18 protein-coding genes are annotated in these 24187 nt (G+C 62.9%); 12 read left to right on the top strand and 6 right to left on the bottom strand.

Features of this window, described 5'->3' with window-relative positions; genetic code table 11:
• From B9N93_RS04960 to B9N93_RS04950, 3 genes are all read left to right on the top strand, one after another.
• On the top strand, positions 1-3174 hold the full coding sequence (locus B9N93_RS04960; protein WP_085211434.1) for a VanZ family protein: 3174 nt from the start codon (positions 1-3) through the stop codon (positions 3172-3174).
• Positions 3175-3230: 56 nt separating this feature from the next.
• Positions 3231-3824: a hypothetical protein gene (locus B9N93_RS04955; RefSeq protein WP_085211433.1), complete on the top strand. Its 594-nt coding sequence runs from the start codon at positions 3231-3233 to the stop codon at positions 3822-3824.
• A 783-nt stretch (positions 3825-4607) separates the two neighbouring features.
• Positions 4608-4952 (top strand): hypothetical protein, encoded by a 345-nt coding sequence (locus tag B9N93_RS04950; protein ID WP_085211432.1) that lies wholly within the window; start codon positions 4608-4610, stop codon positions 4950-4952.
• An 89-nt stretch (positions 4953-5041) separates the two neighbouring features.
• Here the strand turns inward: B9N93_RS04950 and pta are convergent, their stop codons facing one another.
• Both pta and B9N93_RS04940 read right to left on the bottom strand, forming a co-directional pair.
• Positions 5042-7156, bottom strand: coding sequence for a phosphate acetyltransferase (gene pta, locus B9N93_RS04945; protein ID WP_085211429.1), 2115 nt, complete (start codon positions 7154-7156; stop codon positions 5042-5044).
• Between the two features lie 89 nt (positions 7157-7245).
• Entirely contained in the window at positions 7246-8397 is a 1152-nt protein-coding gene (locus B9N93_RS04940; protein ID WP_085211428.1) for an acetate/propionate family kinase, read from the bottom strand.
• Between the two features lie 264 nt (positions 8398-8661).
• Here B9N93_RS04940 and B9N93_RS04935 point away from each other — a divergent pair, with 264 nt between their 5' ends.
• On the top strand, positions 8662-12618 hold the full coding sequence (locus B9N93_RS04935; RefSeq protein WP_085211426.1) for an LAGLIDADG family homing endonuclease: 3957 nt from the start codon (positions 8662-8664) through the stop codon (positions 12616-12618).
• 177 nt (positions 12619-12795) lie between these two features.
• A complete protein-coding gene (locus tag B9N93_RS04930; RefSeq protein WP_085211424.1) occupies positions 12796-14796 on the top strand; it encodes a peptidase U32 family protein in 2001 nt (666 codons plus the stop codon).
• A 61-nt stretch (positions 14797-14857) separates the two neighbouring features.
• On the opposite strand, the gene B9N93_RS04925 is transcribed toward B9N93_RS04930, so the two are convergent.
• From B9N93_RS04925 to cyoE, 4 genes are all read right to left on the bottom strand, one after another.
• Positions 14858-15106: a type II toxin-antitoxin system RelE family toxin gene (locus B9N93_RS04925; RefSeq protein WP_085211423.1), complete on the bottom strand. Its 249-nt coding sequence runs from the start codon at positions 15104-15106 to the stop codon at positions 14858-14860.
• The gene (locus tag B9N93_RS04920; RefSeq protein WP_085211421.1) at positions 15096-15284 is read right to left on the bottom strand and encodes a hypothetical protein; all 189 of its coding nucleotides are present in this window, start codon (positions 15282-15284) and stop codon (positions 15096-15098) included. The genes B9N93_RS04925 and B9N93_RS04920 overlap by 11 nt, the downstream gene beginning before the upstream one ends.
• 63 nt (positions 15285-15347) lie before the next feature.
• Positions 15348-15995 carry a hypothetical protein gene (locus tag B9N93_RS24465; RefSeq protein ID WP_125468843.1) on the bottom strand — a complete coding sequence of 216 codons (648 nt, stop codon included), beginning with the start codon at positions 15993-15995 and terminating at the stop codon, positions 15348-15350.
• 47 nt (positions 15996-16042) lie between these two features.
• On the bottom strand, positions 16043-16948 hold the full coding sequence (gene cyoE / locus B9N93_RS04910; RefSeq protein WP_085211418.1) for a heme o synthase: 906 nt from the start codon (positions 16946-16948) through the stop codon (positions 16043-16045).
• Between the two features lie 110 nt (positions 16949-17058).
• Between cyoE and B9N93_RS04905 the strand changes: the two genes are divergently transcribed.
• The 7 genes from B9N93_RS04905 to B9N93_RS04875 all read left to right on the top strand — a co-directional run bounded on the left by B9N93_RS04905 (position 17059) and on the right by B9N93_RS04875 (position 24106).
• Positions 17059-18456 (top strand): M16 family metallopeptidase, encoded by a 1398-nt coding sequence (locus B9N93_RS04905; protein WP_085211416.1) that lies wholly within the window; start codon positions 17059-17061, stop codon positions 18454-18456.
• Positions 18446-19759: a M16 family metallopeptidase gene (locus B9N93_RS04900; RefSeq protein ID WP_085211415.1), complete on the top strand. Its 1314-nt coding sequence runs from the start codon at positions 18446-18448 to the stop codon at positions 19757-19759. The genes B9N93_RS04905 and B9N93_RS04900 overlap by 11 nt, the downstream gene beginning before the upstream one ends.
• Positions 19756-20319, top strand: a complete 564-nt coding sequence (gene rsmD / locus B9N93_RS04895; RefSeq protein WP_085211413.1) for a 16S rRNA (guanine(966)-N(2))-methyltransferase RsmD — start codon at positions 19756-19758, stop codon at positions 20317-20319. Before B9N93_RS04900 ends, rsmD begins: the two co-directional genes overlap by 4 nt.
• Positions 20316-20810: a pantetheine-phosphate adenylyltransferase gene (gene coaD, locus B9N93_RS04890; protein ID WP_085211412.1), complete on the top strand. Its 495-nt coding sequence runs from the start codon at positions 20316-20318 to the stop codon at positions 20808-20810. Before rsmD ends, coaD begins: the two co-directional genes overlap by 4 nt.
• Before the next feature lie 3 nt (positions 20811-20813).
• A complete protein-coding gene (locus B9N93_RS04885) occupies positions 20814-21065 on the top strand; it encodes a YfhL family 4Fe-4S dicluster ferredoxin (RefSeq protein WP_085211410.1) in 252 nt (83 codons plus the stop codon).
• A gap of 7 nt (positions 21066-21072) precedes the next feature.
• The gene (locus tag B9N93_RS04880) at positions 21073-22143 is read left to right on the top strand and encodes an AAA family ATPase (RefSeq protein WP_085211408.1); all 1071 of its coding nucleotides are present in this window, start codon (positions 21073-21075) and stop codon (positions 22141-22143) included.
• A gap of 151 nt (positions 22144-22294) precedes the next feature.
• Complete coding sequence (locus B9N93_RS04875) at positions 22295-24106, top strand: vWA domain-containing protein (RefSeq protein ID WP_085211407.1); 1812 nt, start codon at positions 22295-22297, stop codon at positions 24104-24106.
• Positions 24107-24187 lie beyond the last annotated feature (81 nt).

The following is a 24187-nucleotide window of genomic DNA, read 5'->3' as shown; positions in this document are numbered from 1 at the left end:
ATGCGCCCAGGCCACGCCTTTTTCGCCTACCTCGTCTTCGTCGTCTACGGCAGCCTGGTACCCTTCGAGTACCGCGGCGTCTCGCTACAACAAGCTTTCCAACAATTCGCCGCCATCCCCTGGCTGGACCTGGGCATCGTGTCGCGGGCCGACTGGATCGCCAACCTCGTGTTATATCTCCCCCTGGCCTTCCTGGGCTGCCACTGGGCGGTGGGCCTGCGTCCGCTGGCGCAATCGCGCCATCTGGCCCTAGTGCTGGTGCTGGCCTTCTGCGCCGGGGTGGCGGTGGCGGTGGAATTCATCCAGATTTTCTTCGCCCCGCGCACGGTCTCGCTCAACGACCTCCTGGCCGAAATCCTGGGCAGCCTGGCCGGGGTCGGCCTGTTCGGCGCGGGGCGGCGGCGCATCGCTTACCTGCTGGACCAATTCGCCCAGGGCGGCAGGAAATCCGCGCTGGCCTTGGGCACAGCCTACGCGCTGGCCTATGTCGCCCTGGCCTTGTTCCCCTACGACTTCGTGCTGTCGCGCGAGGAACTGGCCTGGAAGCTGTCCTCGGGCCAACAAGGCTGGCTATTGGTGGATGGATGCGGCGGCCTGGTCTGCCTGGCACGCCAGGCGGGCGAAGTCCTCGCCGTCCTGCCTTTGGGATTGCTCATCGCCTGGGCCTGGCCGGATATGGGCTATCGCCGCCTATTCCTGATCGGCTGCGGGCTGGGACTGGGATTGGAACTGGTCCAATTGCTGCTGGCCTCGGGTTATTCGCAGGGGCTTTCGGTCCCGGAACGGGGTTTGGGACTGGTAGCGGGCGCGGTACTGGGTCGGAGCCTCCGCGTCCTGGGACCGGAATGGATGGCCCGGACGCTGCGCCGGATCATCCCCTTCGCCGCCCTGCCCTACTTGCTGCTGTTGGCGAAGATCAGCGGCTGGCTATCGCCGCCCTGGCTGCCCGCCGCCGCCGCCCTGGACCGGCTCGGACAGGTGCGGTTCCTGCCCTTCTATTACCATTATTACTCCACCGAGATGGTGGCCATGAGCAGCCTATTGTCGGTGGCGGGAATGTACGCCCCGGTCGGCGTGGCGGTCTGGGCATGGCGGGACCGGCGCGGCGGGGTCGGTCCTGGGCTGGCCGGACTGGTCGCCCTGGCGCTGGTTTTGCCGATGGAAGCGGGCAAGCTCTGGGTGCCGCCGCGCCACCCGGACCCGACCAACCTTTTGATCGCCGCCGCCGGCGCGGCCCTGGCCTACGTCCTGCTGGATTGGACCGCGAACAGCCTCGCCGGGAAGCCGGGCCGCGAATCCATCCCGGACAGGGCGGCATCCGCCCCGGCCCCTTGGCCTCGACCCCATCCCTTGGGGCTGGCCATGGCCCTGGCGGCGGGCGCGGCCATCGCCGTCGGGTTGGCTTGGTATCCCACCGGAACGCCCTGGCTGGCGCTGGCCTTGTCGGCCTATGGGCTATTGCTGTGGCGGCGGCCTTCGCTGTTGTTCCTGCTCCTGCCCGCCTTGCTGCCGGTCTTGGACCTGCGGCCCTATACGGGCGACCTGCTGTTGAACGAATTCGACCTCGCGGTGCTGGTCGCGCTGGCGATAGGCTATTGGCGGGCCGCGGCCAACCGGCCCGCGCCCTGGCCCAACCGCTGGCTGGGGTGGGCCATCGCCCTGTTATGGGCCAGTTGGGCGCTGTCCAGCCTACGCGGACTATGGCCCCCCGCCGCGCCGCTGGCCGGATTGCCGCCCAGTTCGCATTCGCCGCTCGAAGCCTGGCAGGTGGGCAAGGGGCTGTTCTGGGCCTTGCTGTTGGTGCCCTTGATGCGGCGCATTCCGCCGAGCTACGCGGAGGCCATGCGCGAGCGGCTGCTGACCGGACTGGTCGCGGGGCTTGCGGTGGAAGTCCTGGCCGTGCTGTGGGAGCGCCAGGTTTTTGTGGGGCTGGGCGATTTCGACAATGTGTTCCGCGTCACCGGCACCTTCGCCGATCTACGTACCGGCGGCGCCTATATCGAAGCCTTCCTGGCCCTCTGCTTCCCGGTATTGGCGGCGCGGACGCTCGCCGCCCGGCACTGGGGTTGGAAACTGGGCGGTTGCGCCCTGGCGCTGGGCGCGGTCTATGCCATGCTGGTGACTTTTTCCAGGGGCGGCTATGCCGGGCTGGTCTTGGGACTGGTGCCGGTGGCGCTGGGGGCGTTGCGGCCCGGCGCTGCGGCATCCCCCCATCGGCGTTGGGCGCTGGCCGGATTGGCGCTGGCCGTCACCGCCGCCGCCGTGCCGGTGCTGTCCGGCGGCTTCGCCCAGCAGCGGCTGGCGCGGTCTTCCCAGGATTTCGCTGTCCGCCTCGCCCATTGGCGCAACGCCCTGGGCCTGATGGACGGGGGACCGACCGCCGCCCTGACCGGCATGGGCTTCGGCCAATATCCCTTGCTCTACCTCCTGCGCGGGGACGGCCCGCATCCGCCGGGCACCTATAACCTCCCGCACGAGGACGGCAATACCTTTCTGCGCCTGGGTGCGGGCGAATCGACCTTCCTGGAGCAAATCGTCGCGCTCCGGCCCAACACCCCCTACACGCTCTCGGCCCGGCTGCGGCGGGAACGGGGCGGGGCCACGCTGGAAGCGACCCTATGCGCCAAGGCGCTGCTGTATTCCTTCGCGTGCGCGGACGGCGTCCCACCCATGGCCGCGGCGGGACCGGGCTGGCACGGGGTCGCTGTCGAGTTGGATTCCGGCGAGTTGGGCCGGGGCTGGCGGACGGTGAAGTTCTCCCTGCACAATCCCGGCGGCGGCGAACCCTTGGACCTGGACGATATCAGCCTCAAGGGGCCGGACGGGCGGGAATTATTGGAGAACGGCGACTTCGGGCGCGGCACGGCGGGCTGGCTGTTCGCGGCGGACCAGGATTTGGCCTGGCATATCCACCAGATGGCAGTGGAACTGTACGTGGCCCAAGGCGGATTGGGGTTGGCCGCACTGGCGGCGCTGCTGGCGGGGGCGGGCCGGGCGCTCGGGCCGGGCCTCCGGGCGGGGCGGCTCCCGGCGGCGGGATTGGCCGGGGGGATCGTGGGCTTCCTGGCAGTGGGATTACTGGGGAGTACGATGGATGCGCCAAGGTTGTCGATGATATTCTACATGTGCTGTTTCAGTGCCGGATTCTGGGGCTCCGGCCACCGCGGCCCGTAGTGCCGCCCATTCCCCCACCCCCGAAATACTTGCTTAGAAAACGAGGAATCAGGCTTATGAAACTGAACACGATCATGATGGCGGGGTTAATCCTGTGTGTCGGCTTGGCGCGGGAAGCCGGGGCGCAATGCTCCGCCGTGGGCGGTGAAACTTCAGCGGGCAGTGGAGTATGCACCTTAGGCGAAGGCAATTGCTGGATCCGCTATACCTCCACCGGAAGCAGCCTGATCAACGCGCTGAGCGGTCGTTTTGTCTGCGGCACCGGCACGGGCGCGAGCAGCACCGGTTCGAACACCAATGGAACTCCCGGAGCGATCACCGGCACCTGGCACGAATACCACAACGCCAACGGCAACATCATAGAGCAGCACAGCAACACGACCGCCGATCCGGCGGACCCCGACAATTCCCCGATAGGCACCTGGGCGTTTGTGAATATTCCCGGCCCCGGCAACCCAGGCGCGACCGTGAAATACACCTACGGCACGCTCACCATGACGTATATCGTCTATGGCAATACCCCTAGCCAAGGCACATCCAGTTCGAGTACCAAGCTCTCGTTCTGCACGGCGGCCAATGGCACCGAACTGGTCGTGGCCAATGTCTTTAACGGCAAGCCTTCGGGCGATATTTCCAACTGTTCCCCATAAGTGGACCTCCCCGCCCTCGCTTCTTGCTTTGCTACGCCTGGGTCGCGGCCGCCACCGTGTTGAAGATTCCTCCACCGTGCAGCCCCGGCCCGACCCGTCCTTACCCTGCGCAGATGCCCGCCGTCCGCAACCCAACCAACCTGTTCACTCCCCTATGGGGCCAGATACCGGTTCCCACCGGAGTGGCATAAAATAGTTCCGCAAGCCCAATTTTAATTACTATCCTTTAGCTTCCCGGTGATGGGTTGGGTGGGTCGCGGCTTCTTGTTCGAGTCGGCATGGCTTCCGGGCCGTTCCCACCCACCCCTTTCAAATCGACCCTTTCCATTGAGATATGCCATGAGACTATTAACCGGAACCTGCGCTCTCGTCCTATCCACCCTCCCCATCCAAACCATGGCGGCCTGTCCGACCAGCGGGCAGATCACTTCGACCGTTACAGGCAATGCCGTTACTTTTGGAAGCTTAAACGCCAACAAAAGTGTGGTCGTTGGGGGACTGTCCGTCACCAATGGCAGCGGAAATAGCACATCCGCACAAGTGGCCGCCCTATTCACCAATCTCACGCCCACTTCCTCATGCAATGCCGCGGCCGTAACCGCCATAGGAGGCACATGTTCTGGGACGCTCGGGTTTACATCCGGCGCGGCAACCCAGTCCGGTAGCGGTGGCAGTGCCACGAATCTAATAACATTCTCTGGAGCGGGGACATTCTCGGCATCTTCGACCAACGACCCCAACGTAATTAAAGGGATCACATCGACCCCTGGGCTGGCCACCTTAGTGCTCGGCAACACGGTCTGCGTCCAGGGTTCCGCTGTCGGTTATACCGCCGCCCCCTGGTACAACCAGGAATACCACCAAGGCAACCCAAACAGCACGACGGGAAGTGTCATCGATTATAAGCAAGGACCGTCCAGCACGGTCGATCCCAGCGAAACCATAGGCACTTGGTCCATCTCGGGGAGCGGCACCAGTACGGTCCTCAACTATTCATATACCGGAGGCCCGAACTTCACCTACAAGGTCTTCGATGTGGGCGGCGGTTCCTATGATTTCTGCGATACCAACAACGCAAGCAACGTGATTCCGGTCATCTACATCAAGCAAGGGCAGGTCGCCTGCTGACTCCCGCAAGAAAGCGCGTTACAAAACGGACACGGAACCCGGCCCCTCAAGCCGGGGCCGGCCTTCGCGCTCCGCCAACCCTGGTCGGATCAACCGTCCCCCCCACGCCTCCCCTTCTGCGCCTGGATCGCGGTAATCACCACCGTGTTGAAGATATCCTCCACCGTGCAGCCCCGGCTCAGGTCGTTGACCGGCTTGTTCAAGCCTTGCAGGATCGGGCCGATGGCGATGGCCCCGGTCTCCCGCTGCACCGCCTTGTAAGTGTTGTTGCCGGTGTTGAGGTCGGGGAACACGAACACCGTGGCCCGGCCCGCCACCTCCGAACCCGGCATTTTCTGCGCCGCCACCCCTGGGTCCACCGCCGCGTCGTATTGGATCGGACCCTCCAGCTTCAAATCGGGCCGCCGTTCGCGGGCGATGCGGGTGGCTTTGCGCACCTTTTCCACATCCTCGCCCTGGCCCGATTCGCCCGAGGAATAGGATAACAGCGCGATCCGCGGCTCGATGCCGAAGGTCCGCGCCGTCTCCGCCGAACTGATGGCGATCTCCGCCAGTTGCTCGGGATCGGGCGCGGGATTCACCGCGCAATCGCCGTACACCACCACGCCATCGTCCAGGCACATGAAGAACACCGAGGACACGATGGACACTTCCGGCTGGGTCTTGATGATCTGCAAGGCCGGACGGATGGTGTGCTGGGTGGTATGGGCCGCGCCTGAGACCATGCCGTCGGCATCGCCCAGGTACACCATCATCGTGCCGAAATAGGACACGTCCAGCAGATATTCGCGGGCGGTTTCCAGGGTCGCGCCCTTGTGCTTGCGGAGCCGGTGGAAAGCTTCGGCATAGCGTTCGAGTTGGGGGCTGTCGGCGGGATTGACCACGCGCACCAAGGACAAATCCAAGGGGATGCTCTGGGCGCGGACCATCTGCTCGATGTTCTTGGCGATACCCAGCAGGGTGATTTCGACGATGCCGCGGGACGACAAATCGGCGGCGGCGCGGAGGATACGGGTATCGGTGCCCTCCGGCAGGACGATATGGCGGCGGTCGCTCTTGGCCTGCACCACCAGGTTGTAGGTGAACATCTTGGGCGTCATCCCTACGCCCCGGATGTTACTCAACAGATGTTCGAGCTTGGCGAGGTCCACATGGGCGTCGAAGTTGCCGATGGCGCGGTGAATCTTCTCGGCGTCGCCCGCCACCATGGCGGTATGCACCTCGGCGGCGCGGGAGGCCGTGGTGAAGGTGTCGGACTTCACCAGGAGGACCGGCAAGGGGTCGCGCGAACCCTCGATCAGCCGGACCAGGGCCGGATCGGGCCGCACCCCGCCCGACAGCACGATGCCCGCCAGCCGGGGATAATTGGCCGATTTATCGGCCTGCATCATGCCGATGACGATATCGGCGCGGTCACCCGCCGTGATGATCAATTGGTCCGGCTGTAGCCACGTGATGGCATTTTGCACCTGCATGGCCGCGATCAGATAGCCGGAAATCAAGGTATCGAGCCGGCTATGGCCGAACAATACTTCCGCACCCAGTTGTTCGGCGACTTCGCGCACCCGCGGGCTCTTGAGCTTCTGGTCGAAGGGCAACACGGCCAGGAGGTCCAGGCTTGCGCCGAAATCGGCCTGCAAGGCGGCGGTCAGGGTCGGGATCGCGTCGGATTCGGCCTTGTTGAGCAACATCCCCGCCACCCGGCAGCCGCGTTCCGCGTAGGCATCGACCGCGATGCGGGCGGCGTGCAGGGTATCGCCCACCGCCCGGCCATGGGCATTGCCCACCATCAGCACCGGGCAACCCAGGTTCTTGGCGATCACGCAATTGAAATCGAATTCCAGGACGTTGGTATCGCCCAGGAAATCGGTGCCCTCGCACAGGATGAAATCGCAATGCTGCTCCAGGAACTTGTAGCAGCGGATGATGCGGTCCAACACCTCATCCTGGCGGTCCTGGCCCAGGAGGTGATCGACCTCGCGGTCGGTCCAGGCGTAGGAGGCGTCGTAGGGTTGGGGCAACCAGAAATGGCGCAGGATCAAATCAATATCCTCGTCCTGCTTGCCGGGCGGGGGTTCGTGGATCACGGGCCGGAAAAAACCCACCCGCGTGGTCTTGCGGAGGGCGTATTCGATAAGCCCCAGGGCGATGGCGGATTTACCGCTCCCGGCCTCGATGGTGCTGATATAAAGCGATATACACATGGCTTTGCTTGGCGATCAAGGGTGAATGGCGTTGGAACACACGGGTCCGCGCCGGTTTCCGGGCGGAGCCAGGGGGTCGATGGCACCGTTCATACGGTGGCCTGGGCGATGACCCCGCCCGCCTGCCGGGCGATTTCCAATTCCTCGTCAGCGGGCACCACCAGGATTTTCACCCCGCCGCCCCCCTGGAGTTCGGCGATGCCCGGCCCCAGGGCGGCATTGGCGGCCTCGTCCAACACGATGCCGAGGTTCGCCAGCCCGGCGCAAACGCCCTGGCGGATGGGCGCGGCGTGTTCACCGATGCCGCCGGTGAACACCAGGGCATCGACCCGGCCCAGCACCGCGCTATAGGCCCCGACATAGTGCTTGATCCGGTGGCAATACATCGCCACCGCCAAACCGGCCTCGGCATCGCCCGCAGCGACGCGGGCCAGTACATCGCGCATATCGTTGCCGCCCGCGACGCCCTTCAAACCGCTGTCCCGGTTCAACAGGTCGGCGACTTCGGCCAGGGTCCGGCCCTGCCCCAACAGATATAGCACCACGCCCGGATCGAGGTCGCCGCAGCGGGTGCCCATCATCAAACCGGCCAGCGGGGTCAAGCCCATGGAGGTGTCCAGGCTGCGTCCGCCGCCGATGGCGCAGGCGCTCGCGCCATTGCCGAGATGCAGGGCGATCAGGTTCAGCGCGTCCGGGACGCGGCCCAGATACTCCGCCACCCGGCGCGTGACGTAGGCGAACGAGGTGCCATGGAAACCATAGCGGCGGATAGGCACCCCGCCATAGCAACTTTCCGGCAAGGCGTAGCGGTAGGCCGGGGGCGGCATGGTTTGGTGGAAAGCGGTGTCGAACACCGCGACCTGGGGCACGCCCGGCCATAGCTCGCGGCAGACTTCGATCCCCAGGAGATTAGGCGGATTGTGCAAAGGGGCCAAGGCGATGGCGGCGCGGATGGCCGCGACCACCGCATCGTCCACCCAGGCGGCGGCGGCGAAGTTTTCGCCCCCATGCACCACCCGGTGGCCGATGCCGTACAAATCGCCCGCACCGCGCCAATGGCCGGAAGCTTCCAAGCGCCGCACCAGTTCGGCGATGGCTTGGCGGTGATCGGCGGCGGGCGCACCGTCCTCGCCGATGCGCTCGACCAGCCCCGTGGCCAGGACCGCCTCGCCGTCGAGATCGATCAAGCGATACTTGAGGGAAGAACTGCCCGAATTGAGGACCAGGATTTTTCTCGGCATGGTGGCTATCGGCAAGGTGGAAGAAGCGGATTGCATCGACACACCGCCCGCCGCGGCCCCAGGCCACGCGCAAGATACCGGCGTTCAAGCCGGATTATAGGCGGCGGATGCGAATCCCGACCCCAAGCCGGGGCGACCGCCGGGAAACGCAGCGCTTCACGCATCCCCTCGTCGGCGCGAATCCGGTACTATCCGCGCCCCGCCAACGCCCCGCCCAAGGCGGCGGGCCACTACAATACCCGGATATCCCCCAGGAGCCACACCATGCAAGCACAACCCATTTCCGGCGACGTCCTCCGCGAAAAATACGCCAAGGGCGACGAAACCAGCGCCGAACAGATTTTCCAGCGCGTGGCCCGCGCCCTGGCCGCGGTCGAAGCCGAACCCGACACCTGGGAGCCGCGCTTCCTCGAAACCCTGCGCCAAGGCTTCATCCCGGCGGGCCGGGTGATGTCGGCGGCGGGCACCGATATCCATGCCACGCTCATCAATTGCTTCGTGCAGCCGGTGGGCGATTCCATCTCCGAACCGGACGGCGACGGCAAACCCGGCATCTATGTGGCGCTGCGGGAAGCCGCCGAAACCATGCGCCGGGGCGGCGGCGTGGGCTACGACTTCTCGCGCATCCGGCCCAAGGGGGCCAGGGTCAAGGGCACGGCTTCCAATGCCTCGGGGCCGGTGTCGTACATGCGGGTGTTCGACCGCTCCTGCGAGACGGTGGAATCGGCGGGCAGCCGCCGCGGGGCGCAGATGGGCGTGCTGCGCTGCGACCATCCCGATATCGAGGAATTCATCCACGCCAAGGACCGGGCCGGGGAACTGACCAATTTCAATATCTCGGTGGCGGTGACGGACGATTTCATGCGGGCGGTCGAGGCCGACGCCGCGTGGGACTTGGTCCACCAGGCCGAACCCAATCCCGAAATCGGCGCGGCCCGGCGCGAAGATGGCCGGTGGGTTTATCGCAGCGTGCGGGCGCGGGAATTGTGGGACCAGATCATGGCCTCGACCTACGACCATGCCGAACCGGGCGTGTTGTTCATGGACAAGATGAACACGGATAACAATCTCCATTATGCCGAGCGTATCGAAGCGACCAACCCGTGCGTGACAGCGGATACCCGCCTCGCCACCCAATACGGCCTGATTCCCATCGGCGAACTCCATCGCAGGGGACTCGACCTGAAAGTCACGGTGGACCCACGCGCCCTAGGCCAGGACGAACGCGGCACCCAAATCCGGCCCGCAGTCCCGGCCTTCCTAACCGCCCAGCAAGCCGAAGTCTTCCAGGTCGTTAGCGAAGACGGCTACGAAATCAAGGCCACCGCATGGCACGAGTTCTATACCCAACGCGGCAAACTCAAATTGGCCGACCTCATGCCGGGCGATGAACTCTGGGTGCAATCCGGCAAGGGACAATTCGGCGGCGAAGGTTCTGAAATGCTGGGGGTTTTGCTTGGCCTGATTACCGGGGACGGGCATTTTTCCCATCGGGGCCGGGGCCAAACGGCGGCGGTGGTGAACCTCTGGAACGAAGACCGGGAACTCGGTGCCCCCTTGGCGGAATTCATCAACGGCTTGATCGGCGGCATCGCGGCCAATACCCGGACCTACCGCGTCGCACCCGTGGCGATTCCCGAACGCCGTCAAACCTTCATCCGCTCCACCCTCTTGGCCCAAGTCCTGGCCGCCTATGGTTTCAACCGTGAAACCAAGCTGCGCGTGCCCGAAGTGGTCTGGCGGGGTAGCGAGGCTTGCGTCAAAGGCTATCTGCGCGGCCTATTCCAGAGCGATGGCACGGTCAACGCCTCGCCCAACAGCCAAACCTGTTCGATCCGCCTGGGTTCCGTACACCGCCCTTTGCTCCAAGAAATCCAACGCCTGCTGGCTAACTTCGGCATCTTCTGCCGCATCCATCAACGCCGCACCGCTACCCTGCGGCCATTGCCCGACGGCAAGGGCGGTCAACGGGAATATGCCTGCCAAGCGTTCCACGAACTCATCATCGATGGCGAATCCCGCGACCTTTTCATGCGGGAGATTGGTTTCCTGCTGCCGCGCAAAACCCAGAAATATCGGGATTGGGCGGACGGCAAGGTATTACGCAAAACCCAACGTTTCGCCACCCGCATCGCGGCTATCGTGCCCGCCGGCGTCGAACCCGTCTTCGATACCACACAGCCCGACCACAACACGGTGATTTTCAACGGCTTGGTGACCGGGCAATGTGCGGAGCAACCTCTTCCAGATTACGGTTGCTGCTGTCTCGGCTCCATAAACTTGACAAATTTCGTCAAAGACCCGTTCACGGCACCGGCCCGGTTCGACTTCGCGGAATTCGAGCGCGTGGTCGCCCTGGCGGTCAGGATGCTCGACAACGTGCTGGACATCACTTTCTGGCCGCTCGAAGCCCAGCACGCCGAAGCCATGGCGAAACGCCGCATCGGCCTGGGTTTCACCGGCCTGGGCGATACCCTGGTGATGCTGGGCTTGCGCTACGACACCGACGCCGCCCGCGCCATGGCGGGCCAAATCGCCGCGGCTTTGCGCGACCACGCCTACCGGGGTTCGGTGGCAATCGCCAAAGAAAAAGGCGCTTTCCCGTTGTTCGACGCGGAAAAATATCTCGCCGCCGGTTTCGCTGGTCGGCTTCCCGCAGATTTGCAAAGCGCGATCCGCGAACACGGCCTCCGCAACAGCCACCTGCTGTCCATCGCGCCCACCGGCACCATCAGCCTCGCCTTCGCCGACAACGCCTCCAACGGCATCGAACCGCCGTTTTCCTGGACCTACACCCGCCGCAAGCGGATGCCCGACGGCGGTAGCTTGGATTACGCCGTGGAAGACCACGCCTATCGGCTGTACCGGGCGGCGGGCGGCGATGTGGAGAAGCTTCCGGCGCATTGGGTCACGGCTTTGGACATCGCCGCGCTCGACCATATGCGGATGCTGGCGGCGGTGCAGCCCTACGTAGACACGTCGATATCAAAAACCGTGAACGTCCCCACCGACTACCCCTTCGAGTCCTTCAAAGACCTCTATCTCGAAGCCTGGCGCAACGGATTGAAGGGCTTGGCGACCTTCCGTCCCAACCTCATCACCGGCTCGGTGCTGGAAGCCACCGAAGCCCAGGCCGCGCAGACCGCCACCGCCGAACCCGATTTCGACGAATCCGACCCCAACCGCCGCCTGCGCCTGGAACGGGTGCCGGAACCGGCCCTGGCCTCCCTGCGCTGGAAACGCCGTCCCCGCCCCGGCAATGGCAATCCGTCGTGGTGCTATATGGTCGATCATCCGCGGGGTTCGTTCGCGGTGTTCGTGGGACATCTGGAGAATGGGCACCGCGCCCCGTTCGAGGTGTGGATCAATGGCGCGGAGCAGCCGCGTGGCCTGGGCGCTTTGGCGAAATCGCTATCGATGGACCTGCGTTCCAACGACCGCGGCTGGCTGCGGGCCAAGCTGGAAAGCCTGATGAAGGCGTCCGGCGACGATGGCTTCGACCTGCCGATGCCGCCGGAAGGCACACCGACGCGGGTACCGAGCCTGGTGTCGGGCTTCGCCCGGCTGGTGCATTACCGTTGCGCGGAACTGGGCGCGTTCGAACACATCACCGAAACCCCGGTCCTCCACGCCCTGATGTCGCCCAAGGAACCCAAGACCGGCCCGGACGGCACGCTGTCCTGGACCGTGGATATTCTCAATCCGGCCACTGGCGACGATTTCGTGATGGGCCTGAAAGAGCTGGTCTTGCCCAACGGCCAGCGCCGCCCCTATTCGGTGTGGCTGTCGGGCGAATATCCCAAGGTGCTGGACGGGCTGTGCAAATCGATGTCCTACGATATGCGCGTGATCGACCCGGCCTGGATCGGGGCCAAGCTGCGGCAATTGCAGGATTTCCCGGAACCGCGTGGCGATTTCCTGGCCTGGGTGCCGGGCGGGGAACGCAAGTCGAATTTCCCCTCGACCGTGGCCTATCTGGCGCGGCTGATGCTGCACCGCTACGCCATGCTGGGGATTCTGGACGAGGAAGGTTTCCCGATGGAGGACATGGGCATCGTGGCCTATGACGCCGAGAACGTGATTCCGCTCAGGGCGCGGTCGGTCGGGGCCATGGAGGTGAAACCGGGCAAGCGCTGCAACGAGTGCGGCAATTACGCGGTGATCCTCAAGGATGGTTGCGAGTTCTGCACGGCGTGTGGGGCGGTGGGGAGTTGCGGCTAGGCGCTGTCGCGTAGCCCGGATGGAGCGATAGCGGAATCCGGGAGCCTGGGCCGAACGCCGGGCTTCCCGGATTCCGTGGCATGCCATCCGGGCGACGGGTCTGGCGAATCATTGCCCGCCCCGCCAATCCCGTTCACACTTGCACGTTTTCCGTCCACCGCCCCGCAGGGTTTTCCCATGAGCGCCTCCCCCCGACACCTCGAATTACTTGCCCCCGCCAAGACCGCCGACATCGGCATCGCCGCCATCAACCACGGCGCGGATGCCGTCTACATCGGCGGTCCCGATTTCGGTGCCCGCCACAACGCCGGCAACAGCCTCGCCGATATCGAACGCCTGACCCGCCACGCCCACCGCTACAACGCCCGCATCTTCATCACGCTCAACACCATTTTGCGCGATGACGAACTGGACACCGCCCGCGACCTCGCTTGGCAGGTCTACGAAGCCGGGGCCGATGCCCTGATCATGCAGGACATGGGCCTGACGCTGCTCGACCTGCCCCCGATCCAACTCCATGCCAGCACCCAATGCGATATCCGCACCCCGGAAAAAGCCCGCTTCCTGCAAGACGCCGGTTTTTCGCAAATCGTGGTGGCCCGCGAATTGACCCTGGACCAAATCCGCGCCGTGGCCGGGAGCCTGGACCGGGCGGCGCTGGAATTCTTCATCCATGGGGCGCTGTGCGTGGCTTATAGCGGCCAGTGCTATATCAGCCATGCCCACACCGGACGCAGCGCCAACCGCGGCGATTGTTCCCAAGCCTGCCGTTTGCCCTACGAAGTGCTGGACGGCCAGGGCCGCATCGTGGCGCATCAAAAGCATGTGCTGTCGGTCAAGGACAACGACCAGAGCGCCAACCTACGGGCGTTGGTCGAAGCCGGGGTGCGGAGTTTCAAGATCGAAGGCCGCTACAAGGACATGGCCTATGTGAAGAACATCACCGGCCATTACCGCCGCCTGCTGGATGACTTGCTGGAAGAACGGACGGACCTGGGCCGGGCGGCGAGCGGCACGACCCGGCTGTTCTTCACCCCGGAACCGGAACGCAGCTTCAACCGGGGCAGCACCGATTATTTCGTCAATGGCCGCCAGGACGATATCGGCGCGTTCGACACGCCCAAACCCGCCGGGCTGGCGCTGGGCTGGGTGGTCAAGACCGCCGCCGACCATTTCGAGCTGGAACTGTACGCAGGCGGCACGGCCCTCAACAACGGCGACACCCTCACCTATTTCGACTTGCAAAAGGAATTGCGGGGCTTCCGGGTCAATATCGCCGAAGCCTTGGGCGGGCCGCGCTGGCGGGCTTTTCCCAATGAACCGATGGCGGAACTCAAGGATTTGCGAAAAGGCGTGGCGCTTTCCCGCAGCCGCGACATGGCCTGGGAACGCCTGATGGACAGCGAGCGCACAGCGGAACGCCGCATCGCCGTGGACCTGACCTTGATCGAAACACCCGACGGTTTGGCGCTGCAACTCGGCGACGAGGACGGCCACGCCGCCTATGTCGAACTGGCCCACGGCCACCAAACCGCCCGCGACCCGGCCCGCGCCGAAGCCGCGATGCGGGAAGCCCTGGGCAAGCTGGGCAACACCTTATTCGAGGCGCGTGCAATCTCTATCCAAGCGCTGGAACGCGACCGGCCCGGCTTCTGGCCCGCCTCGCTGTTGAACGCGCTGCGCCGCGACGGCATCGCCGCGCTGGAACAAGCCCGCGCCGACGCCTGGACCCGCCTGCCCCGCGCCCTGCCGCTGGACCCGCCCGCCCGCTATCCCGGCGACAGCCTCAGCTATCTCGCCAACGTCTACAACCACGCGGCCCAGCGCTTTTATCTCAAGCATGGCGTGCAAGTGGTCGAAGCCGCCTACGAAAGCCACGAGGCGCAGGGCGAAGTCAGCCTGATGATTACCAAGCATTGCGTGCGCTACTCGCTGTCGCTCTGCCCCAAGCAAACCAAGGGCGTCACCGGCGTGCAGGGTACGGTGAAGGCCGAGCCGCTGCAATTGCTCAACGGCAAGGAAAAGCTGACCCTGCTGTTCGATTGCAAAGCCTGTGAAATGCACGTCGTGGGGAAGATCAAACGCGCCGTACTGAACGAGGTGGAGGCGCAGCCCTTGCGGTTTTACCGGACCCGGCCTGGGACGGTGGCGGGTGGTGTGGATGGGAAGGCGCAGTAGGGTTTGCGATGGGTTTCGCCTGTCGCCTTTACCCGTCTGCCGGGTTGCGCCGCGTAAGAAATCATCTTTTATAGCTTTCTTTCCTGTGCAAAACCCGGCCTACCAAAATTTGGTCATTCTCCACATCAAACAAGACCCTGTAATCACCAACCCGTAACCGATACGCGGGTTCAAAGTTCGTGAGCTTTTTGATATTGCCCACATTTGGAAAGTTTGTCAGTTCGGCTATTTTGGTGTGAATGGCATCCTTGATGGATTTTGGCAGGGATTTTAAATCGTTGACCGCTGACTTTCTGAGTTCAATCCGCATCTTTCAAATAATCGGCGAAAGAAACGGTTTCTTCATGGCGGGTTTTTTGTAAAAGCTGCAAGTCCTCGGCATCTTCTATCGACATCACTTCCACTTCTCCGCTTGGGAATTTTTTGATGAAGTCGAAGATTTCTTGTTTGACTTTGTCGCTATGGATGGTCAGGGCTATGCTTTCCATATATTTTCCTCGTGGTGGGCTGGGTAGGTTTTCGATGGGTTTTGGCTATCGCCTCTACCCATCCTACCGGGCGGCGTAGAATTCATCCTCTGTGACATCTATTAACCGGCTAGTGCCAGCTAACGGCCATTTCAGCTTCACCGCCTTCTTGAAGTTTTCTTGTGCGACGTTTGGGTGAATTGATTTCAATTCTTTAAGGTAAAAATCAAAGTGAATTTCTATACACTCAATAAAACGAGCAGGGTTTATTACAACGGACTTTAGCTTTGCGCAAGAATCAAATTTTCCGTTTATTTTTGGCCAATCTATAAACATCGCTTCTTTTCTTATGTCGCTAAAATAAATGCCATCCCGAAACATGGCATCATGGGCAAAACCGCAGCGAAGCATTTCATAAAGACCTTCGGCTACCGCATCCTGCATATAGTCTTCTCCACTAACCGAAGCGAAAATTCGTTTATAGCCCCGCTTAAAAAAATCTTTTGATTTGTTTTTACTGTCTTCCCCTGAAATATAAATTTCAATTCCTTCGATGTAGTTTATAACCAGGAAAACAGCCGGAATTTTTCCGTGTTTATGTTTTAGCAAAGTCTTCGCTGGCTCTATCAACCAGTGGCGTATTCTATCTTCGAAAACATCAATTTGGTCCCTAAAAAAAGGAGGCTCAAGTTTTTTATGGGTATAATTTGGGCTAATATAAATCTGTATCATAACTTCAAATTTATGATTTGCGATCTAAGCGCATGGCAACCGGCGACCTAACCCACCCGCACATAATGATCCACCAACAAAGCCGAAAACAACCCCATCAAATAAAACAACGAATACCCGAAAGTCTTCATCGCCAGCTTATTATCCTGGGCCTTCCACAGCCGCACGGCGAAATACAAAAACCCCAGCCCCAACACCACCGCCGCCCCCAGATAAATCAAGCCGCTCATATGGGTGAGATAAGGCAACAGGCTGGAAATGAACAACAAGATGGTATACAGCAGAATATGCAGCTTGGTGATGGCGTCGCCATAAATCACCGGCAACATCGGCATATCCGCCAGCTTATATTCGTCCTTCTTCGCCAGCGCCAAGGGCCAGAAATGCGGCGGCGTCCATACGAAGATCAACAGGAACAGCAATAGCGAATGCGGGTCCAAGTTCCCCGTGATCGCGCACCAGCCCAACACCGGCGGGGCCGCGCCCGCCGCGCCGCCGATGACGATGTTCTGGGTCGTGACCCGCTTCAGATAACGGGTATAGATCACCGCATACCCGATCAGCGACAGGAAGGTCAGCACGGCGGTCAAGGGATTCACCAAAAAGCCCAGGATCGCCATCGACAACAAGCACAGGATGGCGGCAAAAACATTGGCCTGCCGGGGTTCCAACTGGTGCTGCGGCAACGGGCGGTACTCGGTGCGGCCCATCTTGCTATCGGCCTCGCGGTCGTAGACATGGTTCAGCGCGGCGGCGGACGCGGCGGCAAGGCCAATCCCGAGCGCGGCCCAGAACGACAGCAGCAAGGGCGGCGGTTCCGGCACCGCCAGGAACATGCCGATCACCGCCGTGAACACGATGGCCCCGACCACCCGGAGCTTGCACAGCCCCAGATAGGCACGCCAGGTGACGGAAACGGAAGCTGCGGAAGCGGGAAGAGTGGGGGTAGTCATGGTGGGTTTCGGTATTCGATTACAATAGCGGCGGCACGAACACGCGCCCGCCGCGATTCAACGGGCGGCTTCGGGCCGCGTTTTAAGAACAATTTCCCAAGGAGAACGTAATGAAGTTTCCGCATGGACCTGCCTGGGTTCTGCTGTCCTTGATCCCATGGGCCTCGCCGTCCGCGCTGGCGGCCTCCGAGCCGCAGGTGCGCGAATTCCTGCTGGATAATGGTTTGAAACTCTTGGTGCAGGAGGACCATCGCGCCCCCGCCGTGGTTTCGCAGGTCTGGTATAAGGTCGGGGCCAGCTACGAATACGGCGGCATTACCGGCATATCGCATATGCTCGAACACATGATGTTCAAGGGCACCGCGAAGCATCCGCCGGGGGAGTTTTCCCGCATTATCGCAGCAAACGGGGGGCGCGAAAACGCTTTCACCGGCGAGGATTACACCGCTTATTTCCAGACTTTGGAAAAGAGCCGTTTACCGGTGAGCTTCGAATTGGAGGCCGACCGGATGCGCAACCTCAAGCTGTTGGAGCCGGAATTCGCCAAGGAACAGCAGGTGGTGTTGGAAGAACGCCGCCTGCGCACCGACGACCAGCCCCGCGCCAAGATGCAGGAGCATTTCGACGCGTTGGCCTTCACCAACAGCCCTTATAAAAACCCCGTGATCGGCTGGCCGGACGATGTGGCCGGGCTGAAGGTGGACGATCTCAAGGCGTGGTACGGCCAGTGGTACGCGCCCAATAACGCCACCGTGGTGGTGGTGGGCGATGTGAATTCGGACGAGGTCTACAAGCAGGCCAAGAAATATTTCGCTCCGCTCAAGCCCAGCAAACTGGCCCCGCTCAAGCCGCAACGCGAGGTCGAGCAATTGGGCCAGCGCCGGATGACGGTCAAGCTGCCCGCCAAATTGCCCTATCTGGCGATGGCCTATAAGGTGCCGGTGTTGAACACCGTGACCGAGGATTGGGAAGCCTACGCCTTGGAAGTCGCCGCCGGGATACTCGATGGCGGCAATAGCTCGCGCCTGTCCAGCCGTTTGGTGCGCGGCCAGCAAATCGCCGCCTCCGCCGGGGCCGGCTACGATCTCTACGCCCGCATGAACAAGCTATTCACCTTGGAAGGCACGCCCGCCCAAGGCAAGACCGTCGCCGAGTTGGAAAAGGCGCTCAGCGAGGAAGTCCGCCGCCTGCGCGAGGAGCCGGTGTCCGCCGACGAATTGCAGCGGGTCAAGGCCCAGGTGTTGGCGGGCCATGTTTATCAGCTCGATTCCATGTTCTATCAGGCCATGCAGCTTGGTATGGCGGAAACCGTGGGTTTGGGCTGGAACAAGGTGCAGGAATACGTCGATAAGGTGAACGCGGTGACAGCGGAACAAGTACAGAAAGTGGCCCAGAAATACCTGATCGAAAACCGGCTGAGCGTCGCCCATCTCGACCCGCAGCCCTTGCCCGAAGGGATGCCCGCCCCCGAGGAATCCCCGGCGATGGGAGGTGGCCATGTTCGCTAAGCGCCTATCCCGTTGCTTTTTCCTGATCCTGCTGATGGTTTCGGCGCAGAGTTTCGCCGTGCCCAAGATCGAGCATTGGACCACGGCCCGTGGGGGCCGGGTTTATTTCGTGCCGACCCAGGGTTTGCCGCTGGTCGATGTGCGCTTGGTGTTCGATGCCGGTAGCGCCCGCGACGGGGCCAAATTCGGTCTCGCCGCCCTGACTTCCGGCTTGCTCGATACCGGCGCGGGCGAGTGGGACGCCGACGCCATCGCTCAGCGCTTGGAAAATGTCGGCGCGAATCTCGGCACCGGAGCCGCCCGCGATTCCGCCTTCGTGTCCCTCCGCAGCCTGACCCACCCGGAAAAGCTCGGCGTGGCCCTGGAAACCGCCAAGGAAGTCCTGGCCCATCCCCGCTTCGACCAGAAGGATTTGGACCGCGAGAAAAGCCGCACCCTGCTGGCGATCAAACAGCGCGGCGAGGAACCCGATGAACTGGTCGATATCGCCTTCATGAAAGCCCTGTACGGCGACCATCCCTACGCCCATCCGGCGGAAGGTTTCACCGAAACCGTGCAGCCCTTGACCCGCGAGGATTTGGTCGATTTCCACAAGCGGATGTACGTGGTGAAAAACGCCATCGTGGTCATCGTCGGCGATGTCAAGCGGGCCGAGGCCGAATCCATGGCCGACAACCTGCTGTCCGGTCTGCCGGATGGCGAAGCCCAACCGCCGCTGCCCGAGCCCGTGCCGAACAAAGCGCCGGAGCCGGTCAAGACCGCCTTCCCATCCGAGCAAACCCACGTCCTGGCCGGTCAACTGGGGATGAAGGTCAACGATCCCGATTATTTCGCGCTGTATGTGGGCAACCACATCCTGGGCGGTAGCGGGCTGGTGTCGCGGGTCAGCATGGAAGTGCGCGAAAAACGCGGTTTCGCCTATAGCGCCTACAGCTATTTCTATCCGCAACGGGTGGCGGGGCCGTTCGAGATCGGCCTCCAGACCCGCAACGACAAGGCCGAGGAAGCGGTGCAAGTGGCGATCAAGACCGTCAAGGACTTCGTCGAGCAAGGCCCGACCGACAAGGAATTGGAAGCTTCCAAACAAAACATCGTCGGCGGCTTCGTGCTGCGCCTCGACAGCAACCAGAAGCTGACCGGCGAAGTGGCTTCCATCGCCTTCTACAACCGTCCGCTGGACTATCTCGACACCTTCACCCAGAAGGTGCAGGCCGTGACCCAGAACGATATCAAGCGGGCCTTCAAGGCGCGGATCGATCCCGATCATCTGCAAACCGTCCTGGTCGGGGGCGCGGTGAAGTGAGGAACGAACTCCGCATCATCGGCGGAACCTGGCGCAGCCGTAAACTCAAGTTTCCCGACGCGGTGGGCTTGCGGCCCACGCCCGACCGGGTGCGGGAAACCCTGTTCAACTGGCTGCGCCTGGATATCGAGGATGCCCGCGTGCTGAACCTGTACGCGGGCAGCGGGGCATTGGGTTTCGAGGCCGCTTCCCGCGGCGCGGGCCAGGTGGTCCAAGTCGAAATGAACCCCGCCGTCTGCGCCGCCCTGGAACAGAACCGCGCCTTGCTCCAAGCCGATCAAATCGGAATCGTCCGCGCCGACGTGATCCGCTATCTCGAAGGTTCCGCCGAACCCTACGACCTCGCCTTCGTCGATCCGCCGTTCCGGCAAGGTTTGCTGGTGCCCTCCTGCGTCCTGCTGGAACAGCGCGGCTGGCTGAAACCCCAGGCCAAAATCTATTTCGAGATCGAGCATGGGGTGAGCCTGGACGGCTTGCCCCCGGCATGGCGTTTGCTCCGTAACGGCAAAGCGGGCGAGGTCACATTTTTCCTCTACGAAAGACACCGGAGCGAAGCATGAAGATTTCCGCGATTTATCCGGGGACTTTCGATCCCATCACCAACGGCCATGTCGATCTGGCGACGCGGGCCTCGCGCATCTTCGACCGGGTGGTGGTGGCCGTGGCCGAGAACAAGAACAAAAGCCCGCTGTTCGCGCTGGAAGAGCGGGTGGAATTGGTGCGGGGGGCGCTCCAGGCTTTGGGCAATATCGAAGTGGTGGGTTTCGATACGTTGCTGGTCGAATGCGCCCGCAAGCACGGGGCGGGTGTGATCTTGCGGGGACTCCGGGCGGTGTCGGATTTCGAGTTCGAGTTCCAACTGGCCGGGATGAACCGCCAACTCGGGCCGGAACTCGAAACCATGTTCCTCACCCCTGCCGAGAACTACGCCTATATCTCGTCTTCCCTCATCCGCGAAATCGCCAAACTCGGCGGCGATGTGTCGGGCTTTGTGCCGCCCTCGGTATTGGCGGCACTGGCCGGCAAATTCGCCGCTTTCCAGGAGAAATGAACGATGGCCTTGCTGATTACCGACGATTGCATCAATTGCGATGTGTGCGAACCCGCTTGCCCGAACGGGGCGATAGCCCAGGGCGAGCGCTTCTACGAGATCGAGCCGGGGCTTTGCACCGAATGCGTCGGCCACCACGACAAACCCCAGTGCGTCAAGGTTTGCCCGGTGGAATGCATCATCCCCCATCCCCACCATGTCGAGGACCGGGACGCTCTTTATCAGAAGTTCCTGTTATTGTCGGGAGAAGGCTAACCGCCGCATGAATCCAGCGATCCAACTCAGCCCCAGCGAAGCCTTCGATTTCCTACTCAATGTCGCCGTGGTCCGACCCGTATTCATGTGGGGCGCGCCCGGCATCGGCAAAAGCGCCTTGGTCCGGCGCTTCGCGGACACTGTGGGACTCGAATGCGTGTCCTTGCTCGGCAGCCAGTTGGCCCCGGAGGACTTGCTCGGCGTCCCCAAGATCGACGGCGAATGCTCGCGCTTCTTCCCGCCCGCCAATATCGTCCGCGCCCAAGCCTTCGTGCTGTTCCTCGACGAACTCAACGCCTCCAGCCATGAAATCCAAAAAGCCTTCTATTCGCTGATCCTGGACCGGCGGGTCGGCGAATACCATTTGCCGGAGGGCACCATCGTCATCGGCGCGGGCAACCGGGCCAAGGATGCCGCCATCGTCAAACCCATGCCCTCGGCGCTCATCAACCGGCTGGCCCATATCCATCTCCGCGCCGACCATCGGCAATGGTTGGATTGGGCCATGGCCGAGGGTGGTATCCATGGCTGGGTGTTGGAGTACCTCCGCTTGCGTCCCGACCATCTGTGGAGCGAACCGCCCAAGCACGAAGAGCCGTTCTCGACCCCGCGCAGTTGGCATATGTTGTCCGACGCCCTGCATTCCTTCGGCGACGGCATCGCCGACACCTTGCTGGAAGCCTTGGCTTTCGGCCTGCTCAGCCCGGCCCATGCCGGGCAGTTCAAGGGTTTCGTCAAGCAAATCCGCCAAAAGCACACCTTGCACGCCATCCTCAAGGGCGAGGCGCAATGGCCCGCCGCGCCTGGCGACCGCGATGTGCTGTATTTCCTGGCGCAATCGTTCCGGGGTTTGCTACGTAAGGAACTGCCGGAAGACGAAGCCTCGGTGCGCGGCGAGCATAAGCAATTGGCGGTGAAAGCCAAGGACCGGCTACGCGAGCTGGCCCGCATCAGCGTGGAAATCGCCCAATCGGTGCTGGCCGAGGACGACGAGGGCCAACGCCTGCCGGCTTGGTTCTTGGTGGAAGTGGCGCGTGATCTGCCGCGCCTCGCCGCCCGCGACAAAGGCCAGCCATGAGCCGCCAGAAATCCAAATCCGACCCGGCGCGGGAAGTTGTGTAGGGTGGGCCGGTATTCCCGGCCCACCGCGACGCCTGCGGAAAGGTGGGCATGAGTACATACCCACCCTACGATTTACGCCATATACCCAAACTGAAAATGCTCTGGTCATGAGCCGACAAAAAGCCAAACCCGACCCGGCGCGGGAAGCCCGCGAAGCGGGCATCGCCCTGGTCCAGGCCAATCCGGTGTTATTGCCCCTGGTCCAACAAGCCACGATCCGGGCGGATACGGATCAGGCTTATGTGGCGGAATCGGGCTGGGTGGCGGTGACGCCTCGGGGATATCTGTTTCTGCATCCCAAGCGCCGGGCCGAGCCGGAGGAATGGGCGCGGCTCATCGCCTTGATGCTGGCCTGCCTGGGCTTTGGCTGGGTGCGGGGCCGCCCGCCGCAAGCGGCTTGGGAACTGGCGGCCTTGCTGGTGGCGGACCGCTTTTGCGGCGATTTGAAAATCGGTCGCTTGCCCGAGATATTGGCCTACCCACCGCCACACATTCCGGCGGGCGGTGAGGAAGTGTTATTTCGGAGTTTGTGCGTGGAAAAGGTCGATCCCCGCTTGACGGTGTTCGGCGCAGCCTGCTGCGGCGAGGGTCGGCAGGTGTTCTGCAACCTGGACGAGAAAATCCCGTCTTGGGTTACGCCCCCGAATTGGAAAGATTTGCTGGCCGAAGGCATCGCCCAAGGTGTGGGCCGCGCCTTGGAAATCGCCGCCGATCCTGGCGGCAACGCCCCGGAGCGCCCACGCCCCAATAGCCCGGCGCAGCGGGCCAAGCGCCGTTTGATCGATCATTACCCCTTGCTGGGCGCGTTGGCGGCGGGCTTCGACCTCGAAGAAAACCTGGAATCCTGCCGCCGCTACGATATCCAGGTGGCGGCCATCGATGTCGGCGCTCGCCGCATCTGGATCAATCCGGCAGCGGGTTTGAAGCCGGACGAAACCCTGTTCGTGTTCGCCCACGAACTCCTGCACGCCGGGTTGAACCATGCCTCCCGCCGCCGGGGCCGCGATCCCTTCCTGTGGAATGCCGCCTGCGATTTCGTCATCAACGGCTGGCTCAAGGAAATGGGCGTGGGCACGCCGCCGGTCATCGGGATGCTGTTCGACCCGGACTTCGCCGAGTTCTCGGCGGAGGAAGTCTACGACCGGCTGGCGCGGGATATCCGCCGCGCCCGCAAGCTCGCCACCTTGCGCGGCCTTGGGCAATGCGATTTTTTCGGCGAGGAACGCGGCCCCGGTTTCACCGACGCCGAAAGCTATTGCCGCCGGGCCTTGGCGCAGGGTTGGGAGCGTTGCCAAGCCAGCGGGCGGGGCTTGATACCCGCCGGGCTGGCCGAGGCCATCCGCGCCCTGTCGCAACCACCGATCCCTTGGGATGTGAAGCTGGCCGAATGGTTCGACCGCCAATTCCCGCCGCCGGAATACCGCCGCAGCTACGCCCGTCCTTCGCGCCGCCAGAATGCCACGCCGGATATTCCGCGTCCCTCCACCTGCCAACCGCCGGAAGAACAGCGCAAAAGCCGGGTGTTCGGCGTGGTACTGGACACCTCCGGCTCCATGCAACCGCAATTATTGGGCAAGGCATTGGGAGCCATTGCCAGCTATGCCATCGCCCGCGAGGTCTATGCCGTGCGGCTGGTGTGTTGCGACGCGGTGGCTTACGACGGCGGTTGGGTGGAACCCGAGCAACTGCTGGACCGCTATACGGTGAAAGGGCGCGGCGGCACGGTGCTACAGCCGGGCGTGGATTGCCTGCGCGGCTTGGCGCGGCGCGGGGATTTCCCTCGGCGCGGCCCGGTGCTGGTGATTACCGATGGTTATTGCGAGGACGGTCTGGAGATTCCCTTCGAACATGCTTTCCTGTTGCCGGAAGGCGGGCGCTTGCCGTTTCCGGCGCGGGGCGAGGTGTTCGGGGTGAAATGAAAGGCTTGGAGCCAGCCAAAGCACCGGGCGGGGTTTTGGGCGATTTCCAGAAAAAAGCCCGGCGCGGCGCGCACCCCTTCG

Source organism: Methylomagnum ishizawai, assembly GCF_900155475.1.
GTDB lineage: Bacteria > Pseudomonadota > Gammaproteobacteria > Methylococcales > Methylococcaceae > Methylomagnum > Methylomagnum ishizawai_A.
This window is presented reverse-complemented; position numbering and strand designations above follow the sequence as displayed.